This window comes from Thermoactinomyces daqus (genome assembly GCF_000763315.1).
GTDB lineage: Bacteria > Bacillota > Bacilli > Thermoactinomycetales > Thermoactinomycetaceae > Thermoactinomyces_A > Thermoactinomyces_A daqus.
In genome coordinates this window covers 1-15,319 of record NZ_JPST01000035.1, presented here as the reverse complement: position 1 = coordinate 15,319, position 15,319 = coordinate 1, and the positions used below count along the sequence as shown (strand labels likewise).

The following is a 15,319-nucleotide window of genomic DNA, read 5'->3' as shown; positions in this document are numbered from 1 at the left end:
GAGTGGCAGATGTCAACCATGACGGGGAATGGTGAAAAAGGATTTACCTTGGTGGAAATGTTGGTGGTTTTGTTTATTATCGGTCTCATTTTGGCGATTGCGATTCCTAATTTGAAGGCGGCTGGGGAGAAAGCCAAGGATCGGGCGGATCGCGCGAACAGACAGATGATCAGCGCACAAGCGGATAACTACTATCTGGAATACGGAGAGTACCCGGGCAGCGTGGCGGAATTGGTGAAACGGGGTTATCTGCGATCGGTGCCGGCGTGTCCGGGCGGGGGGCATTATGTGATTGACCGTAATCCGCAAATCTCCTCCGAAAAAAGAGTGAAATGCCAAAAATGAAGCATGTCGGGGAACAAGGGTGGACGCTGGTCGAAGTGTTGTTGATTTTGTTCGTGCTCGGACTGATGGCTGCGATTGCGCTGCCGGCATTGTCGGTTTTGGGTGAGCGGGCGGAAAGGGAGATGTTTTTGGATTCTCTGGCCACACAGATCCAATTGGCCCAGTTGGAGGCTGTCTCCCGTGAAAGCGAAGTTTCTCTTTTTCTGAATCCCCGTGAAATCGAAGTGTATCAGGGAGAGGAGGAGATTCGGACCATCCCGGTTCCCGACAAATATCGTCTTGCCAGCAATTATAAGGGAAATCAGGTGATTTTCCGGGAGACCGGGCAGGTTCAGGGAGGAACGATCCGCATCTTGTCTGCGGAAAAACTGGTCGGAAAATTGGTGATTCAGGTGGCGTCCGGCCGGCCCAAAGCGGAGTTGATGCCATGAAGCGGGGAGAAGAAGGGGTTACCTTGGCCGAGGTGACGATGTCGCTTGTGCTGATCGGCGTGTTTATGGTGTTTGCCGTTCCTGTCCTGCACGAAATAAAAATGAAGGAAACAGAGGAAATCATCCGGCTGGAAATCGATCATTTGATGGAAAATGAAATGGAAAAGCAGCTGTCGGCTTTTCCGGATCGTTGCGCCGGTGAAAGCAAAACAGTAAAAAGCGAAGAGTTCCCGAAGCAAGTGTATCTTTTGCAGACCAAATGCCGCGCGGTTGAGCCGTTCTTGTACCAGATGGAAGTGGAGGTTCAATGGAAAGGGAAAGATGGAAAAACGAAAAGCGCCAGGTGGATGACGCATCGCTTTCAGGATTAAAAGGTGAAGCCGGTTTTACCTATCTCGAATTGGTCATTGCCATGAGCGTCTTGTTGATACTGCTTCCGGCCCTGTTTTTTATCACACGCACCTTTATGTCGGAAATCAAAGGGTTGGATGGCAAAGAGCGGTTGGTAATGGAATCGATGGCTTTTTCCGGTTATATTCATCAGGAATTGAAGCAGGGCAGCCATTTTCGAATGGATAACGGCTCCCTGTATTTTCAATTGCCGAACGGAGACACCGTTTGCTATCGGCATCAAAAACGCCGGGTGATCCGCAGCGTCCGCGCACAGGAAGAAACAGCATTCAAGGGCAATACCATTTTGTTGCAGGATGTTTATTATATCGCTTTTGTCCCGGATCCTGTCGGTGTGGGAATGAAAATCGGCATGCAGAACTGGAATGCGAGCCTGGATTGGAGCACATATGTCGCAGGAAGGGTGAGAACATCTGATGAGGCGGAATGAACGGGGCTTCGCCCTCCCGGTGGTGATCGCCTCCCTGACGGTTTTGTTTACGCTGCTCACGTTTCTGATCATCGGTTCAGCTGACACGAAGCAGGCACAGGCTCTCTATGAAGAACAGATTCGCTGCAAATATGCGTCGGAGAGTGGAATCGCCGTGCTTCGGAAGCAGCTGAAGATGGGAAGTGCCGGGAAAAAAGGCCTTTTGCAAATCAATGGAATTTATGTGGAGACATGGATTCTTCAACAAGGGGAGAAGATGACCCGCGTGCAGGCAACAGCCTATGGAAAAAATGGCGTCATGCAGACGAGCGAAGTGGAGCTTGACCCGCACACGCTAGCCATCCACCGCTGGATCCGCTAAGATAGAGAATAAAAATCCAGGTGGAGGTAGAAATGAACCAGGAAAAGAGCCATTTGATTCTCATTGGCATGATGGGGACAGGTAAAACTACTGTCGGTCGGGAATTGTCGAAAAAGCTGAAACTGGAATGGAAGGATACCGACCAGGAACTGGAAGCGCGGTTTGGCTGCACAATCGCAGAGTATTTTGCCCGTGCCGGCGAGGCTGCTTTTCGGCAAGAGGAGACCAGATTGCTGAAGATGCTGCTGAACGGTTCCCCTTTGCTCCTCACCACCGGGGGAGGAATTGTGTTAAAGGAAGAGAACAGGGAGATGATGCGGGAAAAGGGGGTTGTCGTGCAGCTGTTCGCCGAACCGGAAGAGATTATCCGGCGTCTCGGTCGTGCCGCTGATGAGCGTCCGTTATTGCAGGGAGAGTTACATACCAAGGTATACGCCATTATGAAGGAGAGAGAAGGTTTGTACGACTTTGCCGATCTCACCGTCGATACCACCGGGCGAAGTGTAGACGGGGTCGTGCAAGAGATTGTTTCCTTTTGGGAAAAAGCGTTTAAACGGCGATTTCACCGGCTAAGCTAAGGGATGAGGTGGAATCAATGTCTTTTAGAGAATGGATTCAGTTTCTGCTTCAGCGGATGATTTGGTATATGGAGACGCCTCGCTCTGAGCGGAAAGAACTGAAACAGATGAGAAAAGAACCCTGGTCTGTCAAATGGTTTGGCATGATCCCCTTTTCCATGAGAATGTACATGGACAAACAGCGTTCCAGGCTGAGACGGGAAAATGAATAGCAACAGGGGCGACAGGTGGCCGTTGCCACGTGGAAAATGGTTTTCGCTTGAGCACCGGTGGTTTCAATGTGGAATAAAAATTGAACAGAAAGCAAAAAAAGATTGACAAGGAGCGTTTGTGCTCCTTTTCTCTTTGCCGGTGTGATATGTTATACTTGGTAAATGGAGTTCAGGGACTCATGATTCTTCATTCGGTTGTTGGCGGCATAAAGGAAGGTCAACATGCCGAACATCGACTTCACGTTACGGCAAAAGGAGCGAATCCTTTATGTATCATCGTACGGAAACAAGGCCCGTCAAAGTTGGAAACATTCAAATTGGCGGGAATAACCAAGTGGTTATCCAAAGCATGACGACAACGAAAACGCATGATGTTAAAGCGACGGTTGCAGAGATTAAACGGCTGGAAGAAGCCGGCTGTCAAATCGTCCGGGTCGCTTGTCCGGACATGCGCGCAGCCGAAGCGATTCCGGAGATTAAAAAGCAAGTAAACATCCCCTTGGTTGCAGATATCCATTTTGATTACAAACTGGCCTTAAAAGCGATCGAAGGCGGAATTGATAAAATTCGCATCAATCCGGGGAATATCGGTAAAAGAGAAAAAGTGGAGGCGGTCGTGAAAGCGGCCAAAGAACGGGGGATCCCGATCCGCATCGGAGTCAATGCCGGTTCGTTGGAAAAGCGGATTTTGGAAAAATACGGGTATCCAACAGCAGAAGGAATGATCGAAAGCGCCCTTTACCATATCGGCATTTTGGAAGAGCTCGATTTTCATGATATCATCGTTTCGCTGAAAGCCTCGGATGTCCGTTTGGCGATTGACGCCTACAAGAAAGCGGCGGAAACATTCAATTACCCGTTACATCTCGGGATTACCGAGTCGGGAACCCTTTTTTCCGGCACAGTGAAAAGTTCTGCCGGACTGGGAGCGCTTTTGGCGATGGGAATCGGAAATACGGTGCGGATCAGCCTGAGTGCTGACCCTGTTGAAGAAGTAAAAGTGGCAAGGGAGCTCTTAAAAGCGTTTGGGTTGGCTGCAAACGCGGCGACGCTGATTTCCTGCCCGACTTGTGGGCGAATCGAAATCGACCTCATCAGCATTGCCAATGAGATCGAAGATTATATCTCCAAAATTCGCGCTCCGATCAAGGTTTCTGTTTTGGGATGTGCAGTTAACGGTCCCGGTGAAGCGAAGGAAGCGGATATCGGGATTGCCGGTGCCCGCGGGGAAGGCCTCTTGTTCCGACATGGGAAAATCATTCGCAAAATCCCGGAAAAAGATATGGTCGCCGAATTGAAAAAAGAAATCGACAAACTGGCGGAAGAATATTATCAAAAGCAAAAAGAAGAAAACCGAGAAAAGGATATACTGGGAGTCTAGTTCCCGGCAACCCGCAACCATCGGGTTGCTTTTTTTTTGTAAATATGCATCACAGCCCGGGGGGGCATGGTCGCACCTATCCTGTATTCTCATGCCCCGGTCAGAGATGCTGCCCGGGATGGACCTTTAGTTTCCCTGCATGTTTTTCCTGCGGTGCGGGATAATAAACGTAAACAGTGGGGAAAGGAGGAGCAGCGTTGAAAAAATTGGCTTTAATTTTGGTTATCATTGGGGCTTTGAACTGGTTGTTGGTTGGATTGTTCCAATGGGATTTGGTTTCCGCGATTTTTGGCGGTGAATCGCTCCGTGCATCCTCATTTCTGAGTCGCGTGATCTATGCAATTGTCGGGATTGCCGGCCTTTATGCGATCAGCTTCCTGTTCAGTAATCGCGAACCTGCATCAGCCAAATAAACTCCAGCCATTTTGGTCTGGAGTTTTTTGTGTGCGTTGTTTTTTGATACTTTCGTCAATTGTAAACATAAGATAAGATCGAAAAAGGAGGAACAACAACAGGAGAGGGAGATTCAGATGAAACCGGTGATCGGGATTACCATGTCCCTTGAGCAAAGCAAAAAACAATTTTTATCGCAGGAATACAGCGATGTGATCATCGCTGCCGGGGGGATTCCGTTTTTGCTTCCCTATACGGTCGATGATGAACTGATCGCGGAAATGAGCAGACTGGTTGACGGTTTGCTCCTCACCGGCGGAGGCGATATTGACCCGACTTTATTTGACGAAGAACCTCATCCCGGGTTGGGTGAGATCGTGCCGGACCGGGACGAAATGGAAATTGCCCTCATTGAGCAGTTTAATGCGCAACGCAAGCCGATCCTCGGCATCTGCCGCGGATGCCAAATTTTGAATATTGCGATGGGCGGAGACATGTATCAGGATTTACCCGGCCAGAAGAAGGCGGTATTGCAACACCAGCAAAAGGCCCCGCGCAGCCATGCTTCCCATACGATTCAAATTGCCGAGGATTCCCTTCTTTACTCGATTTTTGCGAAGTCGCTGATTAAAGTAAACAGTTTTCACCATCAGGCTGTCCGCAAAGTGGTGTCTCCGCTCAAAGTGACGGCGGTCGCCAGTGACGGGGTGATTGAAGCATTTGAAAGCATTGCGCATGAGTTTGTGGTGGGGGTGCAGTGGCATCCTGAGTCGATGGTGGCAAAAGATGATCATGCGAAACGATTGTTTCGGGCCTTTGTAGCGGCTTGTGAAAAGAGAAAAGAAAAATCGGCGGTTTTCCGGTAAAAGCGAATAAGAGAGGGCGTTTCTCCGGAAAGGAGTTTCGCCCTCTTCATGCTTTCCTCATCGTTTTCCTTTATTTTTTTCCGCGAACATAGCCGGCGTTGAAAAGGAACAGCCAGAGCAAAAGCCCGATGGATGGAATCAGGAGCAAGAGACCGGCGATAAAAGCGATCACCAATGCCATACCCATCGTGGTATTCGTCAAAGCGGTATGAATGGTGATAAAGGGATACAACAGATAAGGAAGATGGGAAATGCCGTAACCAAAAAAAGCGCAGGCGAACTGGAACATGACGAAGATAAACGCGATGCCCAGATTTTTCCGTTTCCACATTAAGCAGACGCCAATACAAAAGCAGAAAAAGGAAGTGACGAACATCCAGCCGACAGAGAGGGCACGGGAGAAATGTTCCGGATTGTGCCGGGAAAGCTCCCAAAAGACCCACAAGCTGGCCAAAATTGTAGGCCCGCTCCAAAACAGGGCATATTTTCGCAAAAGCTCCCTGGCCTGGAGATCATTTGCCCGATCAGCATAAAAGGTGAGAAAACTGGCGCTGATATATAAAATGCTGACCAAAGCCAGGAAGACAACGCTCCAGGAATAGTGGCTGGTGAAAAGAAGATCTGCCCGAAATAAGAGGCGATCCCCCGTTTTTTCAATAAAACCCCCTTCTGAAATCGTCAAAACCGTTGACAGGGAAGCGGGAATGAACAGACCAGTCAACCCGTAGAGGAGCAAATAAAACTTGCTCTTGCGCGCCCCGTAATTGGCAAAGGCATAGAAAGAACCGCGAATCGTCAGCAGAATCAATGCCACTGACCCGGGAATCAGCAATGCCGTCCCGTAATAATAAGCGGTTTCCGGGAAAAAGCCGACAAGGCCGACGATGAAAAAGATCAGAAAAACGTTGGTTACTTCCCAGACGGGAGACAGATAGCGGTCAATAATCCGGTTGATGATATGGTCTTTTCCGGTCAGCATGCTGTAGCAGGAAAAGAATCCAGCCCCGAAATCAATCGAGGCGATCAGGAGATAACCGTACAAGAACGTCCACAAAACCGTGATTCCGACCATTGCCAAGTTCATGTCCGGCTCCTCCCTTCAACTGCATGAAGTTCCGTTTCCGCCGGCCGTCCTCTGAACAAGCGGGAGAGGACACTGATGGCAACAATGGCGAGCAAGAGATAGAGGAGACTGAACATCAGGGTAACCATTCCCACATTATCCGCCGTAGTTGCAGCCTGATCCACCCGCATCAACCCGGTGATGATCCAGGGCTGCCTTCCCACTTCGGCGTAAATCCATCCAAACTCAATGGCCAGAAACGCGAGCGGAGCGGCCAAAACAATTCCCCGGAGCAACCAGCGGCTTTGGATGATCTCCTTTTTCGACAACCAATACGCGAGATAAGCCGCGGAAATGAAAATGAGATAAAAGCCGATTCCCACCATCGCGTCAAACAGGTAGTGGATGAAGAGCGGCGGCCATTCCGAGCGCGGAATCTCCTTCAGCCCGGTCACTTTGCCGTCGATGGATCCGGTGGCGAGAAAGCTCAACGCCGAAGGGATTTCCAGTCCGTATTTCACTTCCAGATTCTTTTCATCGAGTATGCCGCCAATCACCAGAGGCGCATTGGTTCGTGTGTCAAAATGCCATTCTCCGGCCGCAAGTTTGGCCGGTTGCCAAGTGGCCAGAAACTTGCCGGAAAGATCGCCGGCGACAAAGGTGAGCAAGGACAGGATAAAGCTGATTGCCATCGTTAAATGAAGCGCTTTTTTGTAATAGACGTGCGTCTTTCCCTTTAATAAGTGCCAGGCGGCGATGGCGGCCAGCAAAAAACCGCACGTGGCATATGCGGAAGAGAGCACATGGCCCACTTCTGACGGAGTGGACGGATTAAGCATGGCGGCGATCAGATCGATATGGCTCACCCGTCCGGAAGCAGAAAGCTTGAAACCTGCCGGGGTATTCATAAAAGAGTTGACAGTCGTGATGAAGACGGCGGACATCGAGGAACCGATGATAATCGGGATTGACGTCAGCCAATGATAGACCGGTTTTTGGAAACGATCCCAGGTGTAGAGATAAGTGCCCAAAAAAATTGCTTCAAAGAAGAAGGCAAAGGTTTCCATAAACAAGGGCAAACTGATGACATTGCCTGCCAGTTGCATAAATTTCGGCCACAGAAGCGAGAGCATCAGGCCGATACAGGTTCCGGTTACCACGCCAATGGCTACGGTGATGACAAAACCGCGCGTCCAGCGGCGGGCTAACAGGATGAAATGGGGATCCTTGCGCCAGATTCCCCATCCTTCGGCCAAGCAGATAAAAATGGGGACACCTACACCGATGGTAGCCCAAACAATGTGGAATGCCAGCGTTTCAGCAGTCAAAATACGGCTCCACAAAACTGAGTCCATGTTTAATTCCTCCTGCTCAGAGCTAATTTTATCTTAATCATACGCATTCGCCATCACTTTGTACATTTATTCACGAACTTTGACAATAAAAATCAACAATTTTAAAAGGAAATAAATCAATTTTGTTCAATAATGAACAAATAGGTATCGAAAGTCAGAATTGATGGAAGTGATGTGAAATTATAGCTCTCCTTTTTTTGACAAAGACTAGGGAACAAAAAGGGGGGACGTTTATGTGCTGGTTGAGAACTCGATTTTTTCCCCTGCTGCTGGCCGTGTGCCTGATTTGTCCTGTTTTGCCCGGAGGGAGCTTGAAGTCGGACGCTTATACCCGACCTCCGGCATCGCTCCATCCGGCAGAATCTCCCCGTCTTTACACATCTGTGATGATTTTTCGCTTCCAGCATAAGGAGTGGATCTTTCCGCTCAGTGAAATCGGTTTTGACGGAGTGGATCCCACCACATTAAACCGCCAAGCCTTTATGAATTGGTTTTCACTTGTGGTTGAACATGAGATCAACCGACCGGCACGATCTGCCCGTTTTGACCGTCAGCGCCGGATTATTCCTCATCAGTTGGGGCGAAAAGTGGACCGGCAGAAAGTATACGAGTGGCTCGATTCGATCCATGAATATTTGGGCAGGCCTCTCGAAGTCCCGGTTATCTGGATTCAGCCGCAGCTTACCACAAAAAAATTGCAACAACTGAAACAAAAAAAGCTGTCCTCCTATTCAACTTATTTTAATGCGCGAAATTTGAATCGCACCCATAATATTCGACTGTCCGTCCAAGCGATTGATCATACGGTTTTACTGCCCGGACAAATTTTTTCCTTCAATCGCATCGTCGGAGAACGGTCGCTGGCAAGAGGATACCGTCCGGCACGGATCATTGTCAAAGGGGAATACAGCGAGGGGATTGGAGGAGGGATCTGCCAAACCTCTTCAACCTTGTTCAACTCAGTTGACCGGGCGGGGCTGAGAGTGATCCAACGGGTCAGTCACAGTAAAATGGTTACTTATGTGCCGAAATATCGCGATGCAACCGTTTCGTGGGGCGGGCCGGATTTTCGTTTCCAAAATCAGTTGAATGAACCGATTTTAATTGAGGCGGAGATACAAAGAGGCAGGTTGACCATCTCCATTTACGGACCGAAAAATGTGCACTATTATCCGCGATCCATCCCCCCTGCACCGCACCAGGGGACTTTTTTGGAAGAATAGCAAGGAACAATTGACGACCCGTGAGCATAAACATAATTTGTATTAAAATAGAGGAATATATGACAATCAATCAAAATAATAGATTGGTAGGTAAAGTTCTGCTATAATCAATCATTGTTCAGGCTTTTATTCAGAAGGAGGTATTTGATGAAAAGGATCCTTCTAAACAGCCTTGCGATGATCCTCATCCTGCCCAGTCTGCTCACGGGTTGTTCAGAACCGCAGCAGGTAAAAGTAACCTTTAGCGACCAACCGAAAATAATTAATCTGGAAAATAATGACGATACATTGGCGAGCTCTTTGACAAAGCAAGGCTATTCTGTCGCAGAGCTTAAACAGAACTATGAACCGAGCATTCCCTGGGATCAGAAGTTGGGCGGGCAAAAAACGGTTCAGCTTACCTGTAAATGCCGCGTTTCGTTAAGTGTTGCCGGAAAGGATCTGGGAACTTTCCAAACCACGCAAGAGACCGTGGAAGATGTTTTAAAGTCGAAAAAGGTCCAACTAACTGCTTGGGATGAAATCAATGTTCCGCTTAATCAGAAGATTAAGGAAGGAACTAAAATCGTAGTAGATCGATTGGAGCAGCGAGTGAAGAAGAAGGTCGAAGAGGTTCCGTACAAAACGAAGAAAATTGAAGACAACCAGATGGCTGATGGCAAAACGGAAGTGAAACAGGACGGGAAAGAAGGGAAAAAGGTTTATCAGGTGACCATGTTGTACAAAAATGGTCAACCGGTCGTGGAAGATGGAGAACCCGTCGTTACGCAAAAACTGATCGATTCTGTCGAGCCTGTCGAGAAAATCGTGAAAGTCGGAACCAACAAAGAAATGGCCCAAAAGGAAAGCGTCAATCTGACTTCAGCCAAAGAGACGGGAACTTTGACGGTTGAGGCAACAGGATATACTGCTACCGGTTCCCGAACGGCTACGGGCACATACCCCCATCGCGGAACGATTGCGGTTGACCCTGACGTCATTCCGCTGGGAACAAAATTGTACATACCGGGTTACGGTTACGGTGTGGCCGAAGATACCGGTGGAGCGATCAATGGAAAGATTATCGATTTATTTTTCGATTCTGAACAAGAAGCGATCAACTGGGGTCGACGGACGGTTACGATCAAGATTTTAAAATAATAAACAAAAAATTGCCTGCAATGTTTATTCGTTGCAGGTATTTTTTTGTTTGATAGGGAATTATTTAACAGGGACTCCGTTTATCCACCTGAAATGCCAATGCCAAGCGTCTTTGCAAAATTTTTTCTTTCCTTCCTTTTCAATCCGGCCTTTTTTTATTTTTAATTAAATGGTTTACAACCCTTTATATAAAGGTATATATATTATTGATATATGAAAAAGCGACCGAGAACCTGCAATCAGAAAATCAGGATGAATTGGTAAATATTTGTTTTTGATGCTGTTTCAGCTATACTGAAGGCAAGGAATACTGCATCCGAGGTGTCATGATGGTAGGTCGGAATGAACCTTGCCCATGCGGCAGTGGAAAAAAGTTCAAAAAATGTTGTGAAAGGGTTGTGACGCTGGACGCGGCTGAAAAAGCCCGTGAAGCGCGTGAAAGCCAATTGAAAAACGAACTGTTGTCAGAGCTTAACCGCTGGTTTAATCAGCGGGTATCGGAGGGGAAACAGCTCGAATGGGCGAATCGTTTCAAGAAATTGCTTCAGTTTCCGATGGATCAGCCGATACCAAAAGAATTTTCCACATCCTTTCGCTTGTGGATTTTATTTGATGCCCCCTGTTTAAACCGCAAACGGCCTGTCGAAGTGTGGAGTGCCACCTTGCGCAAGGCACCGCAAAAAGAGCGCTTGGCCCGATATTTCTCCGAGTCGAAGTTTACCTGCTTTGAAGTAACGAAAAAAGAAGAAGAATACATCATATTGAAAGAACTGGAAACCGGACAAGAGTTTACCGTTTTGCCGGCGGGAGCCATTGCGGAGAAATCCCTTTTGTTTACAAGATTGCTCAGGATCGGCAATCGCTATCAGATTTTCGGCCCTTATACCTCTTTTGTGCAGGAGATGAGAGGGGAGATACTCGTGCAACTAGAAAAATACAGCCAAGTAGATGAAAAACGCCAAGAGTTGACCACTTGGGAAAAAGGATGGAAAGTGTTCGGATGGTCGATCAGTCGGGCTGAGGAATTGGAGCAGGTAAAAGCTGTTCCGTCAGCAACGCCTGAACCGATCAACGGCTTCTTCTGGCCGATGGCGAAAGAAAAGGAGGAAGACCTGCCCCCCCGAACCATGCTTCAGCTGGAGCAATTTTTTCTTTCCTTTGTTGCTCCATTGCAAAAAGGGACGCAGCAATTTTACAGCCGCACCCTCGAATGGTTGTACAAATACCTGTCGATTCGATATGGACAAGCATTTGACTGGAATTTGCTCAACGAAGAAGCGCTCGTTCATTTCCTGAGCGTCTGGTATCTGGATAATGCCAAGATCTCCCCGAACGGGGCGCGCATTTTTCTCAATACGCTCAAACACCTGTTCCGTTGGTTGGAGCAGGAGGAGATTTCAAGCGTTTACGGCATTTATAAGCAAATCTACATTTCCTTGATCCGCGCCCTGCCGGAAGCAGTGGAAATGAGAAAATCGCTGATGGAATTGAGTGAAAATGATCCCGGCGACTCACAGGAGCAAGAATCCGTGATGATGCAGTTTGCGGTATCCTCCTCCGGACCGGTCGTTTTGGTGGATGGAAGATGGGAACCCGTCCCCCTTTCCGGCTTGCCTTCCACAGGGGTGGAAAGGAGATACTGGGTCAGAGGAGTCGTGAAAAAAACGCCTTCCGGTTATTGTTTTGCCCGTGTTGAAGGTGTATATCCGGCAATGTCACAGGCCAACCAAGTTCAAGTGTCCGGAAATAAATGAAGGGAGCCAAAACAGGTAATCTTTGGCTTCCTTTTGTTTTGGGTATGGAACGAAATGGGAGATCACATACTAATTTCACACTCGACAAAAGGAGGATCTTCTTATGTTCCGCTTTTTGAACTTGTTTCGCGGTAAGGGAAATGAAGAGAAACGGACTGGTCAGGCAAAAGCCGGACAAAATCCCGGCGGACAAGGTGAAAAAGTAGAAGAGATGATGAACGAGATCAGCAAAGAGTTAGGTGTGGACAAACAATCCCGTTCGTTCGCAGGAAACCCGAATGAACTGGCGGAACAGATCAAACAGGAGATCAAGGAACGTACTTGATTGTTGAGTGTACAAGAGCACCCGCCTGCAACGGGTGCTCTTTTCTCGCGCGTTAAGATTTCAAATAAGAAGCGATTTCTTCTATTTTCCCCCATACAGCGGTTACGACCGGCTCAGGTACGAATGATTCAAATTTGCTGTTCATCGGGGATTGCAGCTTAATGGTCGGGGTGTCCAATCCCAAATATTTTGTCCTGTGTTCTTTTTTCTTGAATGAAGTAGGGAGGGTAAGGCGGTAAGTGCCTCCCGAAGCGGCATCTCTGATTTCCATATTGTAGACGGGCGGCTGATTGTGTGACGAACGAAAACCTTGGGCTTTTAAAATCCGATCCATTTTGTGGTCAGGACAAGAAATTCCCGCAAGCGCTTTCATTCTTAACTTCACGAAAAACCCTCCTTACAAGTGGTTACCAATTGCATACCCCTTTTTCGGGATGAACAATCCCCATTTTTCAAAGTGGAAGGAAGCAGTTAATTTTATGCGAGATTATATGATTTTATGATAAATTGAAGTAGAAAAAGGGGAAAGGGAGAGATCGTTTTGCCCATGGCCGGAGATCAACCGATTCCTTTTTTATCTTGGAGAGATGAGTGGCAGAAGAAAAAGGAAGAATCGTTTTTTAAACTGCTGGGCCAAATCGAAGTTTATGCGGAGAAGACAATTTCGTTTCGCGAGAAAATGCGGGCGCTGTACGTATTCGGCACTTTGACGGGATACCGCAGGGGGAAGGAGACATCCCTGGTTTCTTTGCCGGAGAGGGTTTTTCAATCCTGGTTTTTATTTGATTATGTAAGTGTGCAAAGAGAGCGCGTGGTCGAAAGGGCCGTTCGGGAATCGGAAATTGAAGAGGAAGAATGGGAGTATGTTTCCACCCTGATTGCTTCTTACTTTTCCATTTTTAGAATCAAACGCGATCAGAAGTATTGCCATTTGACAGAGTGGAGGGAGGAGATTCCGCGTTTTTCCGTTTCCCGCGAGGACTGGCCGCATCAGGCACGGGACGTCGATTATGCATTCGTGCGTCCTGTCAAGGTAGGAGTGAAGTTTTTGTTGCTCGGGCCGGTCGTTCCGCTGTCGATCAGGCAGGCGGAAGAGAAGATTGCCTGGTTAAGATCCCGCCTTGCCCAAAGTGCGTTTTCGTGCCGGATTTTTATGCAGAGGGAAGGTATGGCGCTGTTTCGCGATCTGTTTTAACATCGAGGAGGGAGAATCAATGGCAAAGGTAGATTTTCATTCGCACAGTACTGCTTCTGACGGACTTTTCTCACCCAGGGATGTGGTGCGATTGGCAGAAAGTGCCGGACTGGCAGCGGTCGGGATCACGGATCACGATACGGTGGCCGGTGTGGAAGAAGCGTTGGCTGAAGGGGAGAAACGGGGAATAACGGTTGTGCCGGGAGTGGAGATCAGCACTTTGTGGCAGGGGAAAGAAATTCATATGCTCGGATTGTTTGTGATTCCGGATCATCCTCATCTGCTGAATAAATTGGAGGAACAGCGCAATAAGCGGAAAGAACGGAATCGCATGATCATCAACAATTTGAACCAGCTTGGGATCTCCATCACGATGGAAGAGGTGATGGAAAAGAAAAAAGGAAAGGGCAAGGATCTGAATGTGGGTCGTCCGCATATCGCCGAAGTTCTGATCGACAAAGGGATTGTACATACCATGGATGAAGCATTTGACCAATATCTCGGCAAAGACGGCAAAGCATACGCGACACCGGAACGGATTTCCCCGTTTGCCGCAATCGAGCTGATTCATGCCAGCGGAGGTGCGGCCGTTCTTGCCCACCCAGGATTATATGAGCAAGACGACCTTATCCCGCTGCTTGTTTCAAAAGGATTGGACGGAATCGAAGTAAATCATCCCGACCATCCTGAGGATGCAAAAGAAAAATACCGGGAGATGGCGAAAGCTTTCGGGCTGATCGCAACTGCGGGATCAGATTTTCATGGCGAGAGAAATGGTTCCATGTATCATGCACCGCTCGGTACTTGCACGACGGATGTATCCGTGGTGGAACTGCTGAGACAAGCGGCGCAAAAGCAGCGTTAATTCAGCTCTTTGATCATGGGAATATGTTCAATCCCGGCTTCAAAGAAGGGAGCGCCATTTGTCCGGTACCCTAATTTCTCATAAAAGGGAACCACCTGGATTTGGGAGTTCAGACGAATGGCGCGGGCCTCCTTCAGTCGGGCCGTTTCTTCCACGGCCAGCATCAACTTTCGGCCTGCCCCTGTGTTCCGTTTATGGGCGAGAACGGCCACTCTCTCCACTTTCGCCTCCTGGCTGCTGATCCAGCGCAGACGGCAGGTACCGATGGGTTTCCCGTCTTCCAGAGCGAGAAAATGGGTGGCCGACTGTTCCCACTCATCCATTTCCAAATCCTCGGGCACCTTTTGCTCGTGAATGAAGACGGTGCGGCGGATGGAGAAAGCTTGCTGCAATTCTGTTTCTGATTCAACTGTTTTTATCTCAATGGACAAGTTGGAACTCCTTTCTGTTTTTTATTGTTTGGCTAATAAAAATGTTTGATAAATACTCCAGGAGCCGTTTTCCAATTGGTAGAGAAGATGGAAGCGATCAATCAGCGTTTCCAGCTCAAATTTGCGCATGCGCAAGCTTCCGTAAACGTCGTGCAATTCGTCTTCGGACATCTTTTGGCCAATCGTCAGATGGGGGATATAATCGTAAGGGGCTTCGACTGGTTCAAACAGCTGCTCGATCTGATTGTGCAACTCGACTATCGGCTCTTCATGATCAATGGCAAGGTAAATGGTATTGCTTGTAGGATGAAAATGGCTGACCTTGTGAAAACGGACTTTAAACGCTTTCATTTGTTTGGCTATTTTCTCCAGGTCGGCCACTGTTTTCTCCAATTTATCATCGGACAGCTCAAACTTTTCTTTCAGCGTGATGTGCGGAGGAATCAAGGCGTAGTGGGGATCATACCGTTTGCGGTAAGAATTGACCAGGTCTTGGACACGTTTTTGTGGAAATATTGCAATTCCGTAGTACATCAACATACCTCCCTCAATAAATTAAG

General features: G+C 48.2%; 21 protein-coding genes and 1 pseudogene. 17 read left to right on the top strand and 5 right to left on the bottom strand.

The window, feature by feature from the left end; genetic code table 11:
- Nucleotides 1-9 precede the first annotated feature (9 nt).
- From JG50_RS21010 to JG50_RS0113670, 10 genes are all read left to right on the top strand, one after another.
- On the top strand, nt 10-345 hold the full coding sequence (locus JG50_RS21010) for a competence type IV pilus major pilin ComGC (RefSeq protein ID WP_052154334.1): 336 nt from the start codon (nt 10-12) through the stop codon (nt 343-345).
- Nucleotides 342-776 (top strand): GspH/FimT family pseudopilin, encoded by a 435-nt coding sequence (locus tag JG50_RS0113710; protein WP_033101687.1) that lies wholly within the window; start codon nt 342-344, stop codon nt 774-776. Before JG50_RS21010 ends, JG50_RS0113710 begins: the two co-directional genes overlap by 4 nt.
- Entirely contained in the window at nt 773-1,147 is a 375-nt protein-coding gene (locus JG50_RS0113705) for a hypothetical protein (protein WP_033101686.1), read from the top strand. Before JG50_RS0113710 ends, JG50_RS0113705 begins: the two co-directional genes overlap by 4 nt.
- The gene (locus tag JG50_RS0113700) at nt 1,084-1,617 is read left to right on the top strand and encodes a hypothetical protein (protein WP_033101685.1); all 534 of its coding nucleotides are present in this window, start codon (nt 1,084-1,086) and stop codon (nt 1,615-1,617) included. The genes JG50_RS0113705 and JG50_RS0113700 overlap by 64 nt, the downstream gene beginning before the upstream one ends.
- Complete coding sequence (locus JG50_RS0113695; protein ID WP_033101684.1) at nt 1,604-1,978, top strand: hypothetical protein; 375 nt, start codon at nt 1,604-1,606, stop codon at nt 1,976-1,978. Before JG50_RS0113700 ends, JG50_RS0113695 begins: the two co-directional genes overlap by 14 nt.
- A gap of 32 nt (nt 1,979-2,010) precedes the next feature.
- Nucleotides 2,011-2,556, top strand: a complete 546-nt coding sequence (locus JG50_RS0113690; protein WP_033101683.1) for a shikimate kinase — start codon at nt 2,011-2,013, stop codon at nt 2,554-2,556.
- Nucleotides 2,557-2,573: 17 nt separating this feature from the next.
- The gene (locus tag JG50_RS0113685) at nt 2,574-2,768 is read left to right on the top strand and encodes a YqzE family protein (protein WP_033101682.1); all 195 of its coding nucleotides are present in this window, start codon (nt 2,574-2,576) and stop codon (nt 2,766-2,768) included.
- A 268-nt stretch (nt 2,769-3,036) separates the two neighbouring features.
- Entirely contained in the window at nt 3,037-4,149 is a 1,113-nt protein-coding gene (gene ispG / locus JG50_RS0113680; protein WP_033101681.1) for a flavodoxin-dependent (E)-4-hydroxy-3-methylbut-2-enyl-diphosphate synthase, read from the top strand.
- Between the two features lie 197 nt (nt 4,150-4,346).
- Nucleotides 4,347-4,562: a DUF378 domain-containing protein gene (locus JG50_RS0113675; protein ID WP_033101680.1), complete on the top strand. Its 216-nt coding sequence runs from the start codon at nt 4,347-4,349 to the stop codon at nt 4,560-4,562.
- A gap of 117 nt (nt 4,563-4,679) precedes the next feature.
- A complete protein-coding gene (locus tag JG50_RS0113670; protein WP_033101679.1) occupies nt 4,680-5,408 on the top strand; it encodes a gamma-glutamyl-gamma-aminobutyrate hydrolase family protein in 729 nt (242 codons plus the stop codon).
- A 70-nt stretch (nt 5,409-5,478) separates the two neighbouring features.
- Here the strand turns inward: JG50_RS0113670 and JG50_RS0113665 are convergent, their stop codons facing one another.
- Together JG50_RS0113665 and JG50_RS0113660 are read right to left on the bottom strand one after the other, a co-directional pair.
- Nucleotides 5,479-6,492, bottom strand: coding sequence for a cytochrome d ubiquinol oxidase subunit II (locus JG50_RS0113665; protein ID WP_033101678.1), 1,014 nt, complete (start codon nt 6,490-6,492; stop codon nt 5,479-5,481).
- Entirely contained in the window at nt 6,489-7,826 is a 1,338-nt protein-coding gene (locus JG50_RS0113660; protein WP_033101677.1) for a cytochrome ubiquinol oxidase subunit I, read from the bottom strand. Before JG50_RS0113660 ends, JG50_RS0113665 begins: the two co-directional genes overlap by 4 nt.
- Nucleotides 7,827-8,059: 233 nt before the next feature.
- On the opposite strand from JG50_RS0113660, the gene JG50_RS0113655 reads away from it, so the two are divergent.
- The 5 genes and pseudogenes from JG50_RS0113655 to JG50_RS0113640 all read left to right on the top strand — a co-directional run bounded on the left by JG50_RS0113655 (nt 8,060) and on the right by JG50_RS0113640 (nt 12,268).
- Nucleotides 8,060-9,049, top strand: coding sequence for a VanW family protein (locus tag JG50_RS0113655; RefSeq protein ID WP_052154333.1), 990 nt, complete (start codon nt 8,060-8,062; stop codon nt 9,047-9,049).
- Between the two features lie 147 nt (nt 9,050-9,196).
- The gene (locus JG50_RS18970) at nt 9,197-10,189 is read left to right on the top strand and encodes a 3D domain-containing protein (protein ID WP_052154332.1); all 993 of its coding nucleotides are present in this window, start codon (nt 9,197-9,199) and stop codon (nt 10,187-10,189) included.
- A 326-nt stretch (nt 10,190-10,515) separates the two neighbouring features.
- Nucleotides 10,516-10,584: pseudogene (locus tag JG50_RS21120) on the top strand (SEC-C metal-binding domain-containing protein); the annotation flags it as partial.
- 3 nt (nt 10,585-10,587) lie between these two features.
- On the top strand, nt 10,588-11,943 hold the full coding sequence (locus tag JG50_RS18965) for a hypothetical protein (protein ID WP_235281694.1): 1,356 nt from the start codon (nt 10,588-10,590) through the stop codon (nt 11,941-11,943).
- A 103-nt stretch (nt 11,944-12,046) separates the two neighbouring features.
- Nucleotides 12,047-12,268, top strand: coding sequence for a hypothetical protein (locus JG50_RS0113640; RefSeq protein ID WP_033101676.1), 222 nt, complete (start codon nt 12,047-12,049; stop codon nt 12,266-12,268).
- 52 nt (nt 12,269-12,320) lie between these two features.
- On the opposite strand, the gene JG50_RS0113635 is transcribed toward JG50_RS0113640, so the two are convergent.
- Complete coding sequence (locus tag JG50_RS0113635; RefSeq protein WP_033101675.1) at nt 12,321-12,653, bottom strand: hypothetical protein; 333 nt, start codon at nt 12,651-12,653, stop codon at nt 12,321-12,323.
- Between the two features lie 162 nt (nt 12,654-12,815).
- Between JG50_RS0113635 and JG50_RS0113630 the strand changes: the two genes are divergently transcribed.
- Together JG50_RS0113630 and JG50_RS0113625 are read left to right on the top strand one after the other, a co-directional pair.
- The gene (locus tag JG50_RS0113630; RefSeq protein ID WP_152568588.1) at nt 12,816-13,463 is read left to right on the top strand and encodes a hypothetical protein; all 648 of its coding nucleotides are present in this window, start codon (nt 12,816-12,818) and stop codon (nt 13,461-13,463) included.
- Nucleotides 13,464-13,482: 19 nt separating this feature from the next.
- Nucleotides 13,483-14,328, top strand: coding sequence for a PHP domain-containing protein (locus JG50_RS0113625; RefSeq protein ID WP_033101673.1), 846 nt, complete (start codon nt 13,483-13,485; stop codon nt 14,326-14,328).
- Here JG50_RS0113625 and JG50_RS0113620 read toward each other — a convergent pair.
- Both JG50_RS0113620 and JG50_RS0113615 read right to left on the bottom strand, forming a co-directional pair.
- On the bottom strand, nt 14,325-14,759 hold the full coding sequence (locus JG50_RS0113620) for a GNAT family N-acetyltransferase (protein WP_033101672.1): 435 nt from the start codon (nt 14,757-14,759) through the stop codon (nt 14,325-14,327). The two genes, JG50_RS0113625 and JG50_RS0113620, sit on opposite strands and share 4 nt — an antisense overlap.
- A gap of 21 nt (nt 14,760-14,780) precedes the next feature.
- Nucleotides 14,781-15,293, bottom strand: coding sequence for a 2'-5' RNA ligase family protein (locus JG50_RS0113615; RefSeq protein WP_033101798.1), 513 nt, complete (start codon nt 15,291-15,293; stop codon nt 14,781-14,783).
- Nucleotides 15,294-15,319: the final 26 nt, after the last annotated feature.